This window comes from Enterococcus sp. CWB-B31 (assembly GCF_020567645.1).
Taxonomy (GTDB): domain Bacteria; phylum Bacillota; class Bacilli; order Lactobacillales; family Enterococcaceae; genus Enterococcus_L.
The window spans coordinates 64,000-86,449 of record NZ_JAJDJW010000017.1 but is presented as its reverse complement, the minus strand read 5'-3'; the positions used below and the strand labels follow the sequence as shown (position 1 = coordinate 86,449).

14 protein-coding genes are annotated in these 22,450 nt (G+C 36.7%); 10 read left to right on the top strand and 4 right to left on the bottom strand.

All coding sequences use genetic code 11. The features are described from left to right. Window positions 1-139: 139 nt before the first annotated feature. From LI954_RS13515 to LI954_RS13505, 3 genes are all read right to left on the bottom strand, one after another. The gene (locus LI954_RS13515) at window positions 140-2,032 is read right to left on the bottom strand and encodes a fructose-1,6-bisphosphatase (protein ID WP_229444727.1); all 1,893 of its coding nucleotides are present in this window, start codon (window positions 2,030-2,032) and stop codon (window positions 140-142) included. Window positions 2,033-2,457: 425 nt separating this feature from the next. Next, window positions 2,458-3,273 carry a pyruvate, water dikinase regulatory protein gene (locus LI954_RS13510; protein WP_202067462.1) on the bottom strand — a complete coding sequence of 272 codons (816 nt, stop codon included), beginning with the start codon at window positions 3,271-3,273 and terminating at the stop codon, window positions 2,458-2,460. Between the two features lie 15 nt (window positions 3,274-3,288). Next, window positions 3,289-3,924, bottom strand: coding sequence for a helix-turn-helix transcriptional regulator (locus LI954_RS13505; RefSeq protein WP_202067463.1), 636 nt, complete (start codon window positions 3,922-3,924; stop codon window positions 3,289-3,291). A gap of 174 nt (window positions 3,925-4,098) precedes the next feature. On the opposite strand from LI954_RS13505, the gene ppdK reads away from it, so the two are divergent. After that, a complete protein-coding gene (gene ppdK / locus LI954_RS13500) occupies window positions 4,099-6,726 on the top strand; it encodes a pyruvate, phosphate dikinase (RefSeq protein ID WP_229444726.1) in 2,628 nt (875 codons plus the stop codon). A 636-nt stretch (window positions 6,727-7,362) separates the two neighbouring features. Then, window positions 7,363-7,797 carry a hypothetical protein gene (locus LI954_RS13495; RefSeq protein WP_229444725.1) on the top strand — a complete coding sequence of 145 codons (435 nt, stop codon included), beginning with the start codon at window positions 7,363-7,365 and terminating at the stop codon, window positions 7,795-7,797. A 1,194-nt stretch (window positions 7,798-8,991) separates the two neighbouring features. Here the strand turns inward: LI954_RS13495 and LI954_RS13490 are convergent. Continuing rightward, the gene (locus LI954_RS13490; RefSeq protein WP_202067466.1) at window positions 8,992-9,741 is read right to left on the bottom strand and encodes a MurR/RpiR family transcriptional regulator; all 750 of its coding nucleotides are present in this window, start codon (window positions 9,739-9,741) and stop codon (window positions 8,992-8,994) included. Window positions 9,742-9,878: 137 nt separating this feature from the next. On the opposite strand from LI954_RS13490, the gene LI954_RS13485 reads away from it, so the two are divergent. The 8 genes from LI954_RS13485 (at window position 9,879) to LI954_RS13450 (ending at window position 22,280) form a co-directional block, all read left to right on the top strand. Next, entirely contained in the window at window positions 9,879-11,858 is a 1,980-nt protein-coding gene (locus tag LI954_RS13485) for a fructose PTS transporter subunit IIA (RefSeq protein ID WP_229444724.1), read from the top strand. Window positions 11,859-12,238: 380 nt separating this feature from the next. Then, window positions 12,239-14,866 carry a glycoside hydrolase family 38 C-terminal domain-containing protein gene (locus tag LI954_RS13480; RefSeq protein WP_229444723.1) on the top strand — a complete coding sequence of 876 codons (2,628 nt, stop codon included), beginning with the start codon at window positions 12,239-12,241 and terminating at the stop codon, window positions 14,864-14,866. Beyond that, window positions 14,859-16,532, top strand: coding sequence for a sugar phosphorylase (locus tag LI954_RS13475; RefSeq protein WP_229444722.1), 1,674 nt, complete (start codon window positions 14,859-14,861; stop codon window positions 16,530-16,532). The genes LI954_RS13480 and LI954_RS13475 overlap by 8 nt, the downstream gene beginning before the upstream one ends. Continuing rightward, on the top strand, window positions 16,533-17,645 hold the full coding sequence (locus LI954_RS13470; protein WP_202067469.1) for a glycerate kinase: 1,113 nt from the start codon (window positions 16,533-16,535) through the stop codon (window positions 17,643-17,645). 405 nt (window positions 17,646-18,050) lie between these two features. Beyond that, the gene (gene lysA, locus LI954_RS13465; RefSeq protein WP_229444721.1) at window positions 18,051-19,355 is read left to right on the top strand and encodes a diaminopimelate decarboxylase; all 1,305 of its coding nucleotides are present in this window, start codon (window positions 18,051-18,053) and stop codon (window positions 19,353-19,355) included. A 238-nt stretch (window positions 19,356-19,593) separates the two neighbouring features. Beyond that, window positions 19,594-19,899 carry a DUF3784 domain-containing protein gene (locus LI954_RS13460; RefSeq protein ID WP_229444720.1) on the top strand — a complete coding sequence of 102 codons (306 nt, stop codon included), beginning with the start codon at window positions 19,594-19,596 and terminating at the stop codon, window positions 19,897-19,899. A 795-nt stretch (window positions 19,900-20,694) separates the two neighbouring features. After that, window positions 20,695-21,351 carry a class I SAM-dependent methyltransferase gene (locus LI954_RS13455; RefSeq protein WP_229444719.1) on the top strand — a complete coding sequence of 219 codons (657 nt, stop codon included), beginning with the start codon at window positions 20,695-20,697 and terminating at the stop codon, window positions 21,349-21,351. A 59-nt stretch (window positions 21,352-21,410) separates the two neighbouring features. Next, a complete protein-coding gene (locus LI954_RS13450) occupies window positions 21,411-22,280 on the top strand; it encodes a helix-turn-helix domain-containing protein (RefSeq protein WP_229444718.1) in 870 nt (289 codons plus the stop codon). Window positions 22,281-22,450: the final 170 nt, after the last annotated feature.

Sequence of the window (22,450 nt, the reverse complement as noted above, 5' to 3'; positions counted from 1 at the left end):
AACTTTTGATGTGGTGGTCGGGAAACCAACTTCATCTTATCAGTTTAGGAGGCTTTTTTACTACCACGCTGGAAGCTCTCAAGAACCCCCAGCATAGCTGGGGGTTTTCAGAACATACAAAAAGGGAGCAGGAATTTAATTATTCCAGCTTCCTTTGTTTTTTTGTCAACACTTTTTGCAGATTTAAAGCATCTTCTTTCAGCGACTGACCAATCGTTGTATCTCTAACTTTAATGCGATTGTTTTTTCGATCAATGATTTGTCTGCTGGAAACAATATCATCGCTGTTGCGAATCGCTGCTTCTTTCTTTGTAAAAGGCTTGTGTGCTGCCAGATGCATGCCATAGGAGTTTGAAATAAGTGTATAGCCGCCAATTCCTGTAATCTTTTGGTAGGATTTAGAAAATCCGCCGTCAATGACCAGCATTTTTCCATTGGCTTTTATCGGTGCTTCACCATTCATCACTTTTACTGGGGTATGTCCATTAATGATGCTACCCAAAGCAGGGTCAGCATCGAATTCCTTCATTAATTTCATGCAAATCTGCTCATCTTCACGCAATTTGTAATAAGGATTTTTTAACTCCGCATGTGTTTCTTTCTCTTTTAGAAAGTATCGTTCAAATGTCTTCATTGCTTTTTTTCCAAAAAGAGAGGAGCCTTCGCCGCACCAGAGATACCAGATAATATCTGTTAGTTCTTCAATTTGACTGTGTCGATTATGGTATGCAGACAGGATACATTGGTTAAAATAGTCTAACAGCTTTTTTCCTGAATAGGTGTACTTTTTAAACTGAATTGGTTGAAACGTTTCATCTTCATTTAGCGGAATACATCCGTGAATCAGCAAATTATGATTATAATTTAAATACAGAGAGCCTTTTTCAACGAGAAATGACATGTGTTTTTCCAATAGTTTTGATTCTTTAAACTGTTGGGAGAGATCTTCCATAAGCTGATCCTCTTCATTGCTCAACTGATAAGGAAAGTCCATGTTGACTGTTTGAAAACAAGAGTTGACCGTAGAGTAGTTTTTTTGGTTCAATTTGAGGATATTTCCCTCAAGCTTGTCCAGCAAAAGGCGCCCCTCCATTTTAAAGTCAGGTCGGCGTATAATAATTTGTCCCTCAAGTTTCTGTTGAATAATGGTCATAGCCTGCTGAATTAGCATACTGTCGATTTTTTCTTCAGTGCTAAGCTGTCTGTAAGGATTGTTCTTTGGCTGGAAATGCAAATTATCTGTATAATGTTTTCTACTGAAATTGCGTAGTGACTCAAGATTTATTCCATACGAATCTTCAACCAGATCTAAATTGCCGTATCTTGCAGAGATTCTCAGAACGTTGGCAAGACAGGCCTTTGAACCACAAAAAGCACCTAGCCAAATAATATCATGATTACCGAACTGGATATCCACAGAATGATAATTGATCAGCTTTTCCATTATTTTGTCAGGGTAGGGTCCCCGGTCGTAAATATCACCTATTACATGAAGATGGTCCACAACCAATCGCTGGATCAGCTCACAAAGAGCAGCGACAAAAAATTCAGCTTCCTGAAGATCAATAATTTTCTCAATAATCTGTTTAAAATAGTCTTCCTTGTCAGCCTCTTCGTCGTAGGGATAGATGAGCTCTTCTAAAATATAGGCATAATTTTCCGGAAGAGCTTTGCGGACTTTCGAGCGGGTATATTTGCAGGAGCAAAAGCGTACGATGGTTAACAGCTGTTCAATTTTCTGTTGCCAGAAATCGAATGTCAGAATTTGTTCCTCTTTTAGCAAAGCAAGTTTCTCCTGAGGGTAGTAAATCAGAAAGCAGAGGGAATTGATTTCTTTATCTGTCAGTTTTTTTCCGAAAATAATCCTTACCTTCTCTTTGATACTGCCTGAACCATTTCGCAGAATGTGATCAAATGCTTCAAATTCTCCATGAAGATCGCTGACAAAATGTTCTGTCCCTTTTGGAAGATTTAAAATAGCTTCCAGATTAATAATTTCTGCTATTAATTCATTTCGTGTCAGTCTGGTCAACTGGATACGCCTTCTTTCCTGGAAATATTTAGAGATTTGTTTGTAAAAATTTTCTGTTTATTGGGAAAATAAGAGGTTGTGACTGTGACATAAGTATGTCTGACTCCGCTAAAGCCGAATAAACGGTGTTCCAAAGCCCCTCCATGCTTCGAGGATCGGAACGAAGTGAGAACCGTAGACTCAGAAAAACGGATACAGCGTAATGTTTTGTCTCGAGAATCGTTAGACTCGTAGAGACAGCAGTTCTGGAAATAAGGCGAACTATACTGAAAATATGAGTAGCTATTTTCGTATAGTCCGACTTATTGACATAAATCACTACGATTGACTCGTCAGAGTAGATGATGCATGTTACCTACCTGGTTCTTGAGGCAGAACACTTCTGTCACAACCTCAGGCCCTCTTTCTGTGTCTGTTTTATCTTCTTATATCTGGGTTTCTGTCATATTTTCAATTAATGAACAGGTTTCTTCAATTGATTTTTTATCAACATTAATGATGATTGTGTTGTATTTTTCAAAGACTTGATTCGCATAGTTTAATTCTTCCTTGATACGATCAAAGTTTGTATAGGCGGAGTCTCCTTTAAGTCCGAGAGAGTCCAGACGTGATTTTCTGATATCTCTCAGGCTTTCCATAGAAGTTGTCAAACCGATTATTTTCTTCGGATCAATCTGGTCCAGTTCTTTTGGCAAGGCTACTTCCGGAATAAGAGGCAGATTTGCTACTTTGTGATTTCGATTTGCCATATACATGCTTAATGGTGTTTTCGAGGTTCTGGAAACGCCAAGCAAGACATAATCGGCTTCCAGAAAGCCTTTAGAATCTTTTCCGTCATCATAGCGGACTGCAAATTCAATTGCAGCTACGCGGTTGAAATATTGTTCATTTAATTTGTGCAGTGCCCCAGGTTCCTGTAAAGGTGCGATGCCAAATGTTCCTTCAATGATTTCACTGAGCGGGCTCATGTAATCAATAAACTGAAGTCCTGTCCTTCTGGCAAAATTATTTACGAGAGCCACAAGTTTCTTATTTACCAAGGTCGTAACAACAATTGCTTTATCATGTAATGCATCTTTTAAAATCGGCTGCAGCAAATCCTCTTCAGTAATAAAAGGGAAACGTTGAATATCTCTCATATCGATATCTGGATATTGCGCTGAAACAGCTGAAATAATTTTTTGAGCAGTTTCCCCTACAGAATCAGAGATTAAATAGATTTTTACACTGTTTTTTTCCATAATAGTTAAACACTCCTAATAATTTTCATTTTCAATATCTTTACCTGCCAGGATAAAATATTCCATTAGTTTGGTTTTTGTTAATTTGCCGACTACTTTTCCCGGTTCTGCTTTATCAACTACCGGCAGTGTGTCCACACTGTGCTGAAGCAGAAGGTCGCCGGCTTCCAAAATAGTGTGTTCTCCGGTTATTGTAGTGATATTCGGCATTCGGGTCATTATTACCGCAACAGGTGTTTTTTCAGTATGAGGGTTGCTGATCGCTGCACGCAGTAAATCTTTTCGAGACAGCAGACCGATTAATTTTTCCTGATCATCTTTTACATAGAGCGAACCGACATCATACATAAAAAGATTGGTTACTGCATCGTAAATGGTTGTTGATTGGGGAATCAGTAGAGGAGGAATCATGATATCCTTTACTTTTTTTCTATAGAGTTTTTCGTATAGAAGCGGTTCTACTGTCTGTCCTGTGTAAAAATAACCTACTTTTGGTCTTGCATCGAGTAGACCAGTCATTGTTAAAATAGCTAAATCGCTGCGCAGAGTAGCTCTGCTTAAGCCTAATGTTTTTGCGATTGCTTCTCCGCTGATCGGCTCATTATTCTTTACGATTTTAATCATTTCCAGCTGTCTGGAAGTTAATTGCATAGTTGATAACCTACTCTCTTAAATGTGACATACTATATATTATATATAGGGGCATAAATAAAATCAAGTCAAATCTTCACTCGTCATAAAAACTGTTGACAGGTAATGTGACACACTATATAATTCGATTTATATCGAATGTGGCACACTATTTGGAACAGAGGAGGATATTCAATGGTTTTTGTTTACGATTTTTCAGAAGGGTCAAAAGATCAGGCTGGACTGCTGGGTGGAAAAGGGGCAAATCTGGCTGAAATGACAAGCTTGGGTTTACCTGTACCAAATGGCTTTACGATAACGACTGAAGCTTGTATTGATTACCTAAAGAATGAGCAGCATTTGCTGAATGAACTGAAAATGGAGATAGAACAGCACATTCTTTCTTTAGAAAAGAAGACAGGAAAAAAACTTGGAGATGTTGATCAGCCGCTGCTTGTTTCTGTTCGAAGCGGATCAAAATTTTCCATGCCCGGTATGATGGATACAATATTGAATTTGGGATTAAATGACGAGACAGTGGATGGATTGGCTGAAAAAACAGGAAACGGCCGCTTCGCTTATGACTGTTATCGACGTTTGCTGCAAATGTTTGGAGATGTTGTCTGGGGAATCAACAAGAATCGTTTTGAGGATCAGCTGAGTTTTTACAAAAATAAAAAAGGCTACAAAGAAGATACAGAAATGAAGGAAGAAGACTGGCGGTATTTAGTTTCTGCATACAAAGGCATTTATCAGGAAACTGTTCATAAACCGTTTCCACAGGAGCCAAAGGAGCAGCTGTTTCAATCTGTAGAAGCTGTTTTTCGCTCTTGGAATAACAAGAGAGCCAAGACATATCGGCGTTTGCATGATCTTCCTGACCATTTGGGAACAGCAGTCAATATTCAGGAAATGGTTTTTGGAAATGCGGGTTTTGAAAGCGGTACAGGTGTTGCATTTACGAGGAATCCAGCAACTGGCGAGAAGGGGATCTTTGGTGAATTCCTGCTTAATGCACAGGGTGAAGATGTGGTGGCTGGGATCAGAACACCGCAGCCGATAGCCGCATTAAAAGAAACAATGCCTTCCGTGTATGAAGAATTTAAGCAAATAGGTTCAAATCTGGAGAAGCATTATAAAGACATGCAGGATATTGAATTTACTATTGAAAACCAGAAGTTGTATATTTTACAAACCAGAAATGGGAAACGGACTGCAAAGGCCGCTTTTCGAGTATGTATTGATTTAGTTGAAGAAGGGGTTCTTTCAAAAAAAGAAGGGCTTGAACGAATTACACCTTCCATGATTACACAGCTTCTTCATCCAGTCTTTGAACCAGCAGCACTTGAAAAAGCAATCCCAATTGCCAAAGGGCTGCCGGCAAGTCCCGGTGCTGCCAGCGGAAATATCTATTTTACTGCTGAAACAGCGAAAGCAGCGAGTGAAAGAGGAGAAAAAGTAATCCTTGTTCGTCAGGAAACCTCTCCAGAGGACATTGAAGGAATGGTGGTCAGTGAAGGTATCGTTACTTCAAGGGGAGGAATGACCTCTCATGCCGCAGTCGTGGCACGAGGTATGGGTGTTTGCTGCGTAGCAGGCTGTGAAGCGCTTCAAGTAGATGAGTTTTTGGAACAGATCAGCTGTAACGGGCTGACTATGAAAGCTGGGGATGTTCTTTCTGTTGATGGGACAACAGGAACCTTATACCAGGGGAATATCCCAAAGAAACAAGGGGATGAACAGCTTCTGCTGGATAAAATTCTTGAATGGGCAAAAGAGAACAGTCATCTTCTTGTCTTTGCGAATGCGGAAACACCGGAAGACATTCAAGCTGCATTAAAGCTAGGTGCAGACGGTATAGGTCTGGCAAGAACAGAGCATATGTTTTTTGGAGAAGAACGAATCAGCGAAATGAGAAAAATGATTCTGGCAGAAGACAGGAAAGGTCTGCAGGAGCCATTGGAAAAGCTGAAAGAGTATCAGAAAAAAGATTTCAAAGAAATTTTCTGCTTAATGGAAGGCCGTTCTTGTACTATTCGCTTGCTGGACCCTCCGCTGCATGAATTTTTACCAAAAACAGGAAAAGAAATAGAAGAGCTTGCAAAAGCAACGGGTCGGATGCCGGCACAAATCCGAAGAAAAATGGACAGTCTGGAAGAACAGAATCCGATGCTGGGGCATAGAGGCTGTCGTCTGGCGGTGACTACGCCGGAGATTTATCAAATGCAGGTTGCTGCTATCATTGAAACAGCTTTGGAATGTAATCAGAATGAAGCATTTACTACTATTCCAGAGATTATGATCCCTTTAATCAGTACAGCTGAAGAACTGGAAATGCTGAGGAAACTATTGGAAGAAACTATAGAGGATATTTTCAAACAGACCGGACAGAGCCTTCAATATAAGATCGGTACAATGATTGAAACACCTAGAGCCTGTTTAGTTGCAGATAAGCTTGCTCAAACTTCGGACTTTTTCAGTTTCGGAACCAACGATCTGACGCAGCTGACTTATGGCTTCTCCAGAGATGATTCAGCGAAGTTTTTAGGTGAATATGCAGATAAAGGACTTTTAAAAGATGATCCGTTTCAGCATTTGGATGAAAATGGGGTAGGAGAGCTGATAAAAATTGCGGTATCGAATGTATGCTCTATTTCAGATAGTGCTAAAATCGGAGTTTGTGGAGAGGTAGGCGGAGATCCCAAATCTATTCGTTTTTTGAGAAAGCTACCGATTACTTATGTATCCTGCTCACCCTACAGGATTCCGGCAGCAATTTTGACAATTGCACAGGAAGAAGCGCAGGAAACAATAAATTCTTGAGATCGTTATAAACAGTATAAAAGTAAGCGGAAATAATCAGATGCAACGACAAATAGCCTTTCTATCTTATATAATCAGTATAAGATAGAAAGGTTATTTGGCTTGTTTCAGGCAAGGCACAGCAATTGAAGTAGAGAATCGCCTTTAATCGTTGGTGGAATGTGGCGTGAATATGGCAATCGCTTTTTTTTAAGATTAGATTTTCCTCTTCTAAAGCTGTTTTTTATTTTTGGATTTTACGTACTTGCTTGGCTGTAAGAAGTTCACCAGACTCCATTTTAATTTCAGAATAGAGTTTGATTTATCGTGAGATGGCGGTTTGTGAAATACCATATTCTTTGCACAAGGAAGTCCTGATAGCTTGAAGAGAAAAAAGGTCAGTATTATAATTATCTATAAATTACAATTCATTTGATGTATCTAATGAGATCGAGTAGCTAATCTGACTCTCTAATCAAGCTTTTTATGAAAGGATACAAAAGTATGTACAGTATAATTTACACATTGAATAACTCTTTTAAAAATTCAATTAGGATTAGGGGACAATTTTGGACGCTAATAATCATTATAATATTGAGTGTTTTCTCATTTTCAACAATATTTCTTTCTCTATTTTTTTTACAATGGATAATGCAAATGATTGTTAATAAAAACAATATTGTGATATACCCCTTAAAAATTTACATGGGGTTAACTGCTACAAGTGGTCTATCTATGTACACTATATTGTTAATGTATGTCAGTAGATCATTCTTTTTATCAGTAGTAGAAAATGAAAATGATCTAAAAATTATGAAATTATTGGGAGATACTCAGAAGCGAATAATTATTGAATATGCTATCCAGCCAATTTACTATTTACTCATTTTATTGCCTGTATCAGCTGGTATCTCTTTTAAAGTAGCAAAACAATTCATAGCTGATTTTTTTGACATATCTGATTTACAAACAGTTATTCAATCTTTTCATATTCCGTTGCCTTTAGTAATAAGCATGATTATTATATGTTGCTTATACGTATTCATATCCAATTTTTTTAAAATCAGACGTTTATTAAAAAAATGGAATTAACTATTATCTTCATTATAACTTCAGCTATTGAGCAACCGATACAGATGAATTGACACTAGATATTTGGTTACGAAAAGAGGGAAATCTCTTTGATTTTTCAGTCTGCATAGAAATCAATCGCTTTTTGAGAATACCAGTTTAAAATTAGGATCAACATAAGAAAAATTTATTCGCTTTAGAAGTTTGAAACAGAACCAAAAAGGATCATAGCTTATTATTTAGGTTCTATGTCAAACGTTTATGAACTCATACTATTCGTTCAGCCTGAATAATGAAACCTATTGATAAACTTTCGCATAAAATAGTGTTGGTGAGCCAAAAAACTGAAAAAGAAATCAGAGTCTAGTGAGGAAAAAGCTCGCTAGACTTTTCTATTTCTGAATAAAAAAGTTCTATGTCAAAATGTGTTGGTGGAACAAAGGTAAGCGTCTTGATTTTGTTGTCTAGATCTTCTGTAAGTCCGTTTGAAAAAGGATGACAGAAAATCATTCGTGATTCCTTGTTTGTATTTCTTAAAGAAGGTCAGTTTCTTTTTGAACCAGAAAGGTAATCTGGCATCTAAGGTATCCAATTCTTCAAAAAAGCGCTTGGTCTCTCGATGAGCGAAGGTATATTTTAAGAATTGAATCGTATCGTAAGCTAAGCGCAACAGGGGATCATAACTAAGCAGTTTATCGATGCTATCTGTTTGAGTCAATGGACGTTTAACTAACGGATGATAAGGATGGCGCTGACTATCTAGTTCGGCTGAATCCTTTAAAAGCAATTTCCACTATCGTTTTAGTCGACGATTGATTTGTAGTTTTAGACGATTTCAGTTTATCAGTTTGTTGTTCCTTTTTTGTGTTTGAACACTCAAAAATAGTGTTGGCAAATTTTCCACCAACACAAAATATTATAGAACCTTTAGAAAATCGCAGGAGCAAGCACTTGTACGACTTCAGACATATGGTGAGCACGAAGCTATCCTATAATGAAAGGGCAGGAGTGCGGATATGATCCTGGATTAAAAATGAACTTAGAAAGAATATCCGCATGTTTACAAAGAATATATGAAAGCTATTCAGCTATTTTTGAAATATGATTGCTCCTCTGCAGCCGCTCTTTGAGAATTGGAGTATCTGTCTGTTGGTGCATTACGTAAATGGTTCAGAAAAGCATCCGCAGCTCCGGAATCAAACTGCAAGAATCAGCTTATCTAACGTAACGTTTTAAATATATTTCTAAAATCAAATCAATATTTACCATCAAAAAAGCACGTGAAGTTATATCATAATTGTGATAAACATTTGTCGGAATTCCAGTGGTAATACTATGCATAGTAATATTATTTAAAGAATTGGCTCTGGAATTGGTAATAGAAAGAATTTTTCCGTTAGTTTGTTTAACCTTTTGAGCAGAGGTTAGCAAACTATTTGTTTCTCCGCTCATACTGATAAAGATTGCTAAATCATTTGATTTAATCAACTGGGGTAATAGATCCAGCATGTGGGATTCATAGATATACATTGAGGCTTTATTAATTTGATAGAGACGTTTACTTGTATATTCTGCTATGGGTTTGGTTAGCCCGACACCAACAATAAATAAATTTGCAGCAATATGAATTTGCTCAGCAAAAAATTCCAAGGAGTTCAAGGTTAGGGCACTTAGAGAATCTTGGAAGAAGCTCTGATATTGTGATAAGAGATCTTTTTCATTAATATAGGTTGTTTCTTTTATTAATCTTGCCAATTCATATTTGAATTGAGAATAACCTTTGAATCCAAGTCGTTGTGCCAACCGAATAATTGTAGAGTTTGAGGTTGCTAGTACGTTTGCCAAGTCTGTTAGATTCAGTGTATTGACCAATTCTGGAGAATTGTCCAAATCATAAAACACATTTTTTTCTGATTCACTCATTTCATTAATGATGTTTCCATAATTTTCAATAAGAATACCCATAGTCATCGCCTTTATGTTAGTTTTACTTATTATATCAGTTGCTGGATAAATATCCAAGAATTGACTGAAACGGGTTACAAGAATTTGTTATATTGTAGCTGTAAACAAATTAATTTTTTTGAAAAGGAGAAATAAAAATGGATATCATTAAAATGACAGAGTTAGACTTGATCCAAACAAAAGTCGATTTGACTTCCAGAGGTTCCATCTTGGAATACATGAGCAAGATGTTGTATCATGCCGGATATTTAAATGATCAAAAAGCATTTTTACAGGCTGTGTTGGAACGTGAGAATCATTCAAATACTGGTCTTGAAAATGGGTTAGCAATTCCTCATAGTAAAAGTTCAGCAGTAAAAAAAGCTGGATTTGCTGTAATAACTCTAAAAGAGCCTTTGAAAAAGGAAGACTGGCCGTCAATCAGTCAATCTAATCAAGTTGAAGCTGTATTCTTATTAGCCATTCCGGAAGCAGAAGCTGGCAGCACTCATTTAAAATTATTATCAGAATTAAGCATTCGTTTAATGGATCAAAAATTTTTGGATAAAGTAAAAGCTGTGCATACTAGAGATGAATTATTTAAAGTTTTAGAATCCGGTATTGTGGAGGAACAAGTAAAGGATGAGAATAGGCAAATTAAATCATCTGATAAATATATCGTTGGAGTGACTGCTTGTGCAACTGGTATTGCCCATACCTATATGGCAGCTGAGGCATTAGAAAAGGCTGCCAAGGAATTGGGTGTAAAAATTAAAGTTGAGAAACAAGGAGCTAACGGTTTAGAAGATAAAATCACTGCAGTTGATGTTGCAAATGCGGATGGAGTAATTTTTGCTGTAGATACAAAAGTAAAAGATAAAGGACGATTTAATGGAAAGCCCTTTGTTGAAGTTAAAGTCGCAGAACCATTGAAGAATGGAAAAGCTGTCATTGAAAAAGTTTTGGCACAGCCTCAGGGTGTGGTGAATGAATCAGATGATAATTCCCAGACAGGATCAGCTAAAAAAGGGTTGAAATCTGAATTGATGGCCTCTGTCATGACAGGTATTTCTTATATGATTCCTTTATTGGTCGCTGCCGGATTAATGTTAGGTATTGCTAAACTAGTATGGATTTTAGTGCTTGGTATGGACCCTGGAGTCATCGGAGCTGCTGAGTACAATTCAGCTGGGGGCGTTGTTCAGTTTCTACATTATTTAGATAGCTTTGGTAATATGTTATTCAAATTTATCTACCCAGTTTTTGCAATGTTTGCCGCGTACTCGATTTCTGATCGTGTTGGTTTAGTATCAGGTTTTGCTGGGGGGTTATTTGCAGCGGGTCTTCACTATACTTTTTGGGGTATTGAGGGTGGTATTCCCAGCGGGTTCTTAGGAGCGTTGGTTTTAGGTATTGCAGCTGGATATATTTCCCGCTTCTTAAATGAAAAAATCAAGTTAAGTAAGAACTTAAATGCTATGAAGCCAATGTTCTTGGTTCCGGGAATTTCTGTATTAGCAATTTTTATACTGAATTTATTTATTGTTGATCCGGTATTTGGCGGGCTTAATAAAATGATAGCTGATGCTATTACTAGTATGAGCGGTTCCGGGAAGCTTGGGTTATCAGCAGTTATTGCGGCAGCAACTGCCTTCGACCTGGGTGGACCAGTTAATAAAGCAGCTGGCGCTATAGCAATTGGTTTATCTGCAGATAAGATTTTCCCGCTAACACCACGTGTTTTGGCAATTGTGATTCCACCATTAGGACTTGGCTTATCAACCATGATCGATAAGTATGTAGTTGGACGTCGTGTTTATCCAGATGATCTTCGTGTTGTTGGGGGAACATCATTCTTATTAGGATTCTTGGCAATCTCTGAAGGAGCTATTCCATTTATGTTACGAAATCCACTAATTACTATTCCTATCAATATCATTGGTGCAATTTTAGGCTCTTGTACAGCTGTTGCGATGGGAGCAGTTCAATGGCTGCCGTTGCCAGCAATTTGGGGGTGGCCGTTGGTTGAAAATCTACCAGCATACTTGGTTGGTTTAGTTGTTGGAACATTGTTTATTGCTTTTGCAAATATCTTTGTCCGCAATTACTTGATTAAAAGAAAAGAAGCAAAAAAATAATTTTTTAAATTGTAGGTATGGAGGTCGGGACAAAAGTGATCAGCTCCGAGAATTAAGAAAGAATATCCGAAAATTGTCAAGGAACACTATTCATAAAATGAATAGCTGAGAATTGATACATTCCGCTGTACTTCGATCACATCAACTTCTATGTATAAAACCTACTAGAGTTGGCTGGCTTCACCAGGTTTGCTTCAACAGAGTAGATGAAGTCCTGTTACCTACTTGGTGAAGGATCTGGAGCTCCGATCGTTCGGCTTAATTCCGAAGGGGCTCCTTTTGTCCCGTTGTTTATTCGGGGATAGATACGAAGAGAGTTTGGAACTTTATTTCTGTCCCACTCCCATGCCTGTTTTATAAATCAGATAAGGTGAGTTGTTATGAAAAAGAAAGTTTATGTTGTCCCTCATAGCCATTGGGATAGAGAATGGTATTTTTCTATTGAAGATTCGAATACTTTACTGTGTGAGAATCTTGATTTTTTAATGGAATACCTAGAAAATAATCCAGAATTCCCAACTTATAGCTTTGATGGACAATATTCATTAGCAGAAGAATTTAATAAATATGTTCCTGAGAAGAATGATAAATTGAAAGAATTAATCAGCAATAATCGTATTCACATAGGACCGTGGTATACACAGTGTGATACTTTATTGATTCAGACCGAATCGATAATCAGAAATCTTCTGTTAGGACAACGTGGAGCTGAAAGTTATGGAAAATCTATGTCAGTAGGTTATCTGCCGGATATTTTTGGGCAGAACGCCTATCTGCCAGCAATTTTTAACGGTTTTGAACTAAAATCGAGTATCTTACAACGAGGAGTATATAATGATCAATTAGCAGAAGATCTTACTTTTGATTGGGTTGCACCAAATGGTGACAGTATTTTGACGAATAATCTCTTTTATGGATATGGGCCAGGAAAGTTTTTATCAACTGATGAAAGCTATGTGCAAGAAACCTTATTGCCGATTCTAGATAGATTGTCTGAAAAAACGAATCCAGAAAATCCCCTTTTATTACCAGCTGGCGGTGATCAAGTTTTAGTGCGAACTCATTTTCCAGAAGTAGTAGCTGATTTGAATAAAATGGACTTGCCATATGAATTTATCTTATCGGATTATGAAAGTTTTATGTCAGCTGTTAAGAATGCTAGTAATAATAAAGTAGAAGGGGAACTTATTGCAAGCCAGAAATCAAGAATTCACAGCACGATTCGTTCTCAGCGAGTGGATATCAAACTATTGAATAGTCGTGTAGAAGAAAATATCTATCAACAGTTGGAGCCTCTGGGAGTTCTCCACCAAACACTAGGCGGGAGATATCCTCAAGCTTGGATTAATACTGCGCTAAAGCTACTGTTTGATGCACATGCACATGATTCTATCGGAGGTTGTAACTCTGATGAGACTAATAGAAATATTATTAATCGATTACTAAAGGCCGAACGTATTGCGGATGATTATATTACTATTTTGAAAAAACAGATAGCGAGAGCAATAAATCCAGAGGAAAACGGACTGGTCGTATTCAATTTACTGCCCAAAGAGGTAACAAAAACCATTAATGTTGTGGTCTTTACACGTTTTCAAAATGTTGTTTTAAAAAAGATTACAGGTGATCAATTACCCCAAACTATTATAAATCAAACATACCTTTCCGGTGGAAAACAAATCAAAGTGACTGCTGAGGGAGAGCAAGAAATTGAGTTGCCGGGATATTATCGTAGTGAGCTGGCGATTGAAGTTGAATTCAGCGGTTTTGGTTATCAGCAATTTTTTGTAACTGAAAGTTTGGCAGTAGACCTTCTAAGTGTTTCTGAAACAGAAGAAATTGAAAATAAATTTTATAAGATTCATTTGATAGATGGCAAAATTCAATTACAGCGAAAAAGTGATGGGCAAATAAAATCAAATTGGATCAAGTTTGAGAACACAATTGATGGAGGCGATTCTTATGATTATTCACCTGTGATGAATGCTTTGCCAATGTATAATGATTCTTTTTGTTTATTGGGGATTGAAACCTCTACGGAGTTGTCACGAATGACGTTAACTACTTCGATAAAAGTTGCTGCTTCACTTGAATATTTTCAGGAGCTGACGGACGACCTTGTAATTGAGACAACGATTGATTTACAGCGGAATTCTGATACGATTCTGATTAAACATCATATTTTAAATGAGGTTAAAGATCATAGAGTACGAGTTTTATTTGAAGGTGAAAATGCAGATGGTTTTAGTTATGGAGATCAAGGGTTTTCATTACAAAAGCGGTCCATTGTCAATCCACATTTGAAAACATGGAGAGAAGAAGGCTTTGCTGAAGCTCCACAGCCTATATTTCCTCTGGAACGATTGGCTGCTGTAAATGAAAAAGATGGAAATGTTATGCTGCTGACTAAAGGATTGAAAGAGTACGAAGCAACCAAATCATTTTTTGCATTAACATTGTACCGTTCAGTAGGGCTTTTAGGAAGAGATGATCTATCTTGGAGACCAGGTAGAGCTTCTGGTATTAATAATAAAATAGTGGAGACTCCAGAAGCACAAATGTTGGGAGAACTTAATTTTGCATATGGGTATCGTTGGAAAGAAGCTAAACTAGATGTGTTGGATGTTTACCGTGCATTTGAACTTTTTACGGATAGTCAATTGAGTTACCAAATACAAGATTTAAATAGTTTTGAAGAACGAATAGATCGCTTTGAATTGCCGCAACCAAGTGGTTTTTGCAACTTACCTGCAACGAAAAACTTACTGACAGTCCAAAAAGATGTTTTTGTATCAGCGTTCAAAAGAGCTGAAGATTCTCAAAAGGTCATTCTGCGTGTATTTAATCCACAAGAGAAGTTAGTAAAAATCGATGAATCTTTAGAAAATGTTCAGTTGGTAACGTTGGCAGAAAAAGTAGTGAATAGGACATTCAAAGAATTAAGAGCAAAAGATTTTGCCTCAGTTATTGTAGATCCGTTAATTAAGGAGAGAAATAAGGATGATTGATATGAATAAAATTCAAAGCTATTTATCAAAGCTTTATTCTGGTAATAAACTGGCAATTGCCGAAGAAGAATTCCGGAAAATGTTAGAAGGATTTTCGACTAGCAGCTTTGTTGAACGAGAGCCGCTATCTGAACGTAGTGTATATTTAATCACATATGGAGACTCATTTTTATCGGAAAATCAAAAACCATTACAGGTCTTGAAAGAGGTCATTGATAGAACGTTGTCTGATACTATTACAGATGTACACCTGCTGCCTATGTTTCCTTTTACTTCCGATGATGGGTTTTCAGTAGTGGATTATGATCAAATTAATCCTGATTTAGGCGATTGGACGGATATAGAGGAATTAGCAAAAAATAAGCGATTGATGTTTGATTTTGTAGCGAATCACATGTCAAAGGATAGTCTGTGGTTTAAAAATTATCTTAACCGTAAGCCAGGTTTTGATGAAGCTTTTGTAGCCTGCCAATCAGATTTCGATACCACAAAAGTGGTGCGTCCTAGAACATCACCTCTGTTTCATGAATATAAGAATACTCAAGGTGAGCTGGTTTCTGCATGGACAACTTTTAGTGAAGATCAAGTCGATGTTAATGTAAAAGACCCAATCATGTTGGTGCGTCTGACCAAAGTTCTGCTGAATTATGCTCAAAAGGGTGCAGCTTCAATTCGCCTGGATGCAATAGGTTTTTTGTGGAAAGAAAGTGGAACGGTTTGTATGCATTTACCACAGACACATACGATTGTCCAATTATGGAATTACTTACTATCAAAATTAACACCAAATACTCAAATCATTACGGAAACGAATGTACCCCATAAGGATAATATTAGTTATTTTGGAGACACTGAGAATGAAGCGAATCAAGTGTATCAATTCCCTTTACCGCCACTAGTTCTTCATAGCTTTATAAATAGAAATTCTATCAAATTATCAGAATGGGCTAAAACTATTGATAAAGTATCTGAAACTGCGACATATTTTAATTTTCTTGCTTCGCATGATGGTATAGGGCTGCGTCCAACTGAAGGAATTCTGAGCGATGAAGAAAGACAAAAATTAGTGAATCGAGTGTTGCAAAACAAGGGAAAAGTATCTTATAAGAGCAATGCTGATGGTACCCAGTCTGTTTACGAGATGAATATTAATTATAGTTCTGCTTTGTCTGATGAAACGGAACCTGAAATGACACCTCAAAAAATGATTGCCGCACATCATATTTTACTTTCCGTTGTGGGTGTACCTGCTATTTATTCCCATTCAATATTTGGTTCAAAGAATGATCTGGAAGGATTGGAAAAATCGGGTATTAATCGACGAATTAATCGTGAAAAGTTACAAAAAAATGTTTTATTCGCAGAATTGAAAGAAGATGCTTATCGCAAAGCTATTTATGAGGGGATTACAAAACTCATTAGAATCAGAGCTGATGAAGAAGCATTTAATCCGTATAATCCTCAAGAAGTTTTGGATATAAGTAAACAGGTTTTTTGTCTAAAACGAATTGGTAAAACTTCTGACATTACTTGTTTAACAAATTTAAGTAACCATGAAGTCATGGTCGAAGGTGTTAAGGGGAAAAATCTGATTACAGGTACTGAGGTAAACGGAGGCTTTTTATTGCCACCATATGGCTGTGCTTGGTTAAAGGAAGAGAAGTAAATGAAAATTGTTGCTGCAATTGATTCTTTTAAAGGGAGTGCAAGTTCAAAAGAACTAAATACTGCATTTTTTAAAAATATCACGAATACTACTATTGAAAAGGTCAATTTTCCTATCGCAGATGGCGGAGAGGGGACTATGGAGGCTATACATAGTTCTCTCGGAGGAATCTACCATCAAGCGAAAGTTCAGGACCCTTTAGGTAAACTTAGAAAAATCAATTTCTTGGTTGTAGATATAGACGGTGTTCCTACGGCAGTGGTAGAATCTGCAGAAGTTATTGGAATTCATCTTGTCTCACAAAATAATGAAACTCTTCGACAAAGCTCTACGTATGGGCTAGGAAAGCTGCTGTCTATTTTGATTGATAAAGGAATTAAACATATTTATGTGACTTTGGGTGGAAGTGGTACTTCTGATGGGGGTTTAGGCTTATTGGCAGGCCTAGGTGCTGAGATGAACTTCGAATGGGGAAGCAATCCTTTGATTACGGCGAAAGAGGTTAATTTAACTCCTGCGCTCTCAAAAGTAAAAAATATTAAAATTTCTACGTTAGTTGATGTAGACAATCCTTATTGTGGTGAGCGAGGCTTTTCAAGAGTTTTTGGACCTCAAAAAGGCGGCGATATGAATACTCTAGATGAGTTTGATAAAAAAGCTCATGACCTTTCAGTTTTATTTAAGCAAAAATCGAGTATCGATTTGAGCATTTTATCGGGTGCGGGTGCAGCAGGCGGATTGGGAGGTGCGTTGGCACTTTTAGGAGCTGAGCTTGTTCCAGGCTTTGCAACGATCAGCCAATTAATTGGTTTTGAAAAGACTATTTTGGATGCTGATTTGGTTATTACTGGTGAAGGTAAAATTGATGGTCAAACTGGAGGAGGGAAAGTTCCGCTGGGAGTTGCACAAGCTGCTAAAAAAATCGGACTTCCTGTGATTGCTATCTGCGGCAGTCGCACACCTGAAATTGGTGCTTTAGAAGAGTTGACTTTAGGTATATTTAGTATTCAACAAGGACCTATAAGTTTAGAGGAAGCTATCAATAAAAAGCGAACTTTAAATAATGTATCGATCTTAGGGAGATCGTTACTTGAGATTTGGTGTAGATATTAATTAGCATAATATTGAAATAATAATATATAGAACTTATACGCTTTCTTACTAATGCTTCGACAATCCATTGATTTTGTTAAAATTCACTTAATAGCTTCAATTGGCTATGCTCAGACTTTTATCTTAGCTCCAGCAGTTATTCAATTGGTATCACAAATACTTATTTTTGCTATTCACCCCAATCTGTTTTTCAGCAGAAAAAATACCTAAGCTGCTGGGTACAGGCTATATACGATTGGCTGCCTCCAAAATCTATGGCAGATGCAAAGGCTATGCGTTTCGCTCTATTACCAGAAAGTTTTGATATGATAATTAAGTCTTGGATTATTTTAAATGAGAAACTGATAGGAACTTCCCCATTTTTATGCTATCATTTTTAGTAACTAAAATGAAGTAGGTGAAAGAATGTCGTTATTATTTGGTACTGCAGAGTATAATGAAAAGAATCATTTAGCGATTGGCGGGTGTGATACAACAGAGCTGGCTGAAAAATATGGCACCCCTTTATTTATTTATGATGTTGCACAAATTCGGGAAAAAGCCAGAGGGTTCAAAAAAACATTGGATGAAATGGGCGTCAAAAATAAAGTCGTATATGCAAGCAAAGCATTCAGCTGTCTAGCTGTGTACAAGCTGCTGGAAGAAGAAAATCTAGGGTGTGATGTTGTTTCAGGCGGAGAACTGTATACTGCTTTAAAAGGCGGCATGAATCCTGATAATATTGAATTTCATGGTAATAATAAAACAAAAGAAGAACTTGAATTTGCCTTGGACAGCAAAATAGGTATGATTATCATAGATAATTTTTATGAGCTGGAATTATTGAAAGAACTGACGGCTTCGAAAGGGGTTAAGCAAGCAGTGATGCTTCGAATCACTCCTGGAGTCAATGCAGAAACACATGAATTTATTCTTACAGGACAGGTGGATTCTAAATTTGGATTTGACGTAAACAGCGGACAAGCTGAAAAAGCCTTGGCAACAGCACTTGAGATTGAAGGCTTGGATGTAAAAGGAATTCATTGTCATATAGGTTCCCAGATATTTTCCTCTGAAGGATTTATTATTGCAGTTGAGAAAATGATGGCGATTTTGCAAAAATATAAGGAAAATTATGGCTATATTGCGGATATCCTTAATATGGGCGGAGGTTTTGGTGTTAAATATGTAGAAAGTGATACACCATTAAAACCGGAACAGTTTGTTCAGGCAATTGTAGAAGCTGTTAAGGGACACTGCGCGATTCTTGAATATCCTTTACCGGAAATTTGGATTGAGCCTGGTCGTAATATTGTTGCAGAAGCAGGGACAACGCTGTATAAAGTGGGTTCACAGAAAGTGATTCCTGATATTCGTCATTATGTTTCAGTTGACGGTGGAATGGGCGATAATATCCGACCGGCGTTGTATGATGCAGTGTACACAGCTGCGCTTGCCAATCGGGTGAGCGAGGGAAACAAAAGCGAAGTGGCACTAGTTGGGAAATACTGCGAATCTGGAGATGTCCTCATTAAGTCGATTGAGCTGCCTGACCTTGTTGCCGGAGATTTGCTTGCAATGAGCAGTACCGGAGCATATGGGTATTCAATGGCTAATAATTATAATCGTAATCCACGACCGGCAGTAATATTTGTTGAAGATGGCAAAGATACACTAGTGGTTCGCAGAGAAACCTATGAAGATTTGATTTCACTGGATTGCGAAGTTTAGCAGTAATCAAAAAATAAGATAGAATTTTTTTGTTTAAAGTAAGAGTGATATCAATGGATTTTGAAGAGCTTTGAGTCGATAAAACATTTGCAGAGAATATGATTTTTATCCTCGTGGTTGTTTTTCTTTATTTTGTAAATACTTTTGAATGCAACAGATGATATAATAGAAATACGGAGATTCAGCGGCAAAGATTATTTTTTGCAAAGATTAAAATCCTAAATAAGGTGAGAAAAAGATGAATTCAGACTTAGCACTACAGTTTTCTATTAGTCTTATTTTTATTGTAATAGGTATGCAGCTAATAAGAGGAAAATGGCTGATGCTTATTGCCGGTTATAATACGATGAGCAGTGAAAAAAGGAAGCGTATCAATGGACAGGCTTTGGGGAAAGCGCTAGGTATATTTTTACTTTATTTTGCTGTTGTTATCCTTGCAACCACCTCGCTGCCTGCATTAGCTGATCTGTTTGGCTGGCTGATTTTGGTTCCAATAGGCTTTCTGCTAATTTATGTAAATACTTCAGCAAAATTTAAGAACTAACTGATCCGCTGCTGATGGATGAATGATGTTTCTTCTGCTCGGAGGAATGTTAATGACATCTGTCAGTTTTTTTTGGATAGTGAAGAGTAAAGTTTTAGGAGTAAGGGAATGAATAAAATTTTTTAAAGGCGGTATTGAAAGAATGGATTTGCTTATGAAAGCAGTTCTGTTCTGAACTATTCAGTGAAAAATTAGATTGCTTTTTTACTGGAAATAAGTTTATTTTACGTATCTTATAAAAAACATAGAATTATCATTTAACATATTTGTGAAAAGATTATTTACCCCTGCTTTCTATTTAATTTGTGTTAAAGCCGTGTATCTATAATTCGTATTAATAGAAATATTATAAAATGAAATTATATCAACTATAGGTAAAGATAGTAATGAACAAACAACACAAAAGTATTGACAAGATTCAGCTATTGAAGGCAATTATACAAGGTATTCTTCTGCTTAAAGCAGTTTTTAAAAGCATGACTAACTAGGAGGCATCTGAAAACTCAAGAGGTAAATATTTTGATGATTTTTATAGAACTCACCGTCATAAATACTCACTTATGACCTACATAACCTGTGTTTTCTTCCTTGATTTCAACAAAAATTACTGAAAAATTTGAATTCCACTAACTTTTCAGACATGCCCTAGTCAGAGCTGACAGAAACCTGAGAAGCCTTTATATTTTTGAATGAAAAAAGAGTAAGCAACAATAATTTAGCGCCAGATAAAAAGAGCTGCTGTTTTATAAAGGCGGCATCTTGTTTCTATCAGTCAAAGAAAAGGATGTATTTACTATGATGATTGTTGGGGTATTGTTTATTTCAGGTGTAGTAGTTTTTTTGTTTCGTTTCCTTCTTCGCCAATCAAAAAAACCGACTGGCTTTGTCGGAAGAATGATGATGCGTATTTGGAATCGTGTATATATTCCAATGACTGATTGGGCGATTAATATTCTTCCAAATAGTTCATATGATAGGATTTTGGACGTTGGTGTCGGAAACGGTGCGTCTAGTCAGTTACTGAAAAAAAGATTTCCAGCTAGTTTGATTTATGGGATTGATCTTTCAGAAGAAGCTGCAGCAGCAGCTGATCAACTAAATACAAAAGGTATTCATTTTAGTATTCAAACAATTGAACAGACTTCATTTCAATGTGGAGAATTTGACTTGGTTTCAGCTTTTCAAACGCATTTTCACTGGGAAAATCTGGATCAGGCTTTATTAGAAATACATAGAATACTTACTCCTGCCGGGCTTCTTCTGATTGCCTGTGAGTATTCGAAAATTCAATATTTTTTGAAGGACATAGCAAAAAAAGAGAGATTGGAAGATTATCTGAATGGTTTAGGCTTCAGGCTGACAGATATGAGAAAAGGGAATAATTGGGTGTGTTATTTGATAGAAAAAAAGACTGATAACGATCGGCGTATAAATTTTAGTAGATTGGAATAAAATGGTAATCCCAAGTGTTTCTGAATGTTGTATAATTCTATTTTTTGAGGAGTTGAAAAATGTCAATAAATATTGGAGAAACACTGCGTTTTTTTAGAACGCACTTAGGTTTAAAACAAAAAGAAATGCTTTCAGAATATACTGATGGTTCCGTTTATTCCAGAATTGAAACTGATACCAGACCTTTAAAATTAGATGAATTATTGGATATTTTGGATGTTGGATCAATAAATGCACATGAATTCGTAACCTTTAGCCATTTGGATAAAGAGCAGCGGCTATTTCGAAAACTACTTTCAGAAGCTGTGCAGAATTTGAGTCATAAACAAAAGAAGGAGAGTCTTATTAGTTATTATAATAAGCTGTCCAATTTAGGCTATCGAAATATACGTGAAACTTCTAATCTAATTTCGATAAAACTATCATTTTCAGAACATTGGGAAGAGATTGATGCGGTTGACCAAGAAGAGGTTGACAAAATGTTCCATTATTTAATGGAACGAAAGATACTTCTTCAATATGACTATGTTTTGCTGTCCAATCTCATGTTCAAATTTTCTGGGAAACAAAAACGGCTGATTGTAGAAAGGGCTTTTCCTGTTAAATATTATGAGAAAAGAGATTATATCACGCTGAATTTTTCATGTAATGCATTAACAAATGTAGTCATCAGCTGTTTATATAATAAAGAATTTGAAGATGCAAAGAGGTATCTGGAGACTTGTGACAAACAAGAAAAAACAATTTTCAATTTTCAGTTCCATTTAGAAGTAAAATACCTTAAGAATTTACTTGCGTATCTTGAAACAGGGAACATCAACTATTTGCAGAAGATACACAGCTTTATTGCGGTTTTAGAAGATAGTGGCTATTTAGAGCAAGCTGAAAATATCAGGGAAGAAGTTAAAACATTTACTCATGCTCCCTAAGAGCAAAAATATAGTTCTGGGGAGAGAATAATGGGTGTTATCTATGCGGATGGAAAGGCAAAGTTATCTCAATTGATAAATATTGATGAAAATCCATAAAAGTTGAGGATTTTACGATTATTCAGACATTGCTTTACACGTAGCATATCTGGCAGGGAACAGCAGTTGCT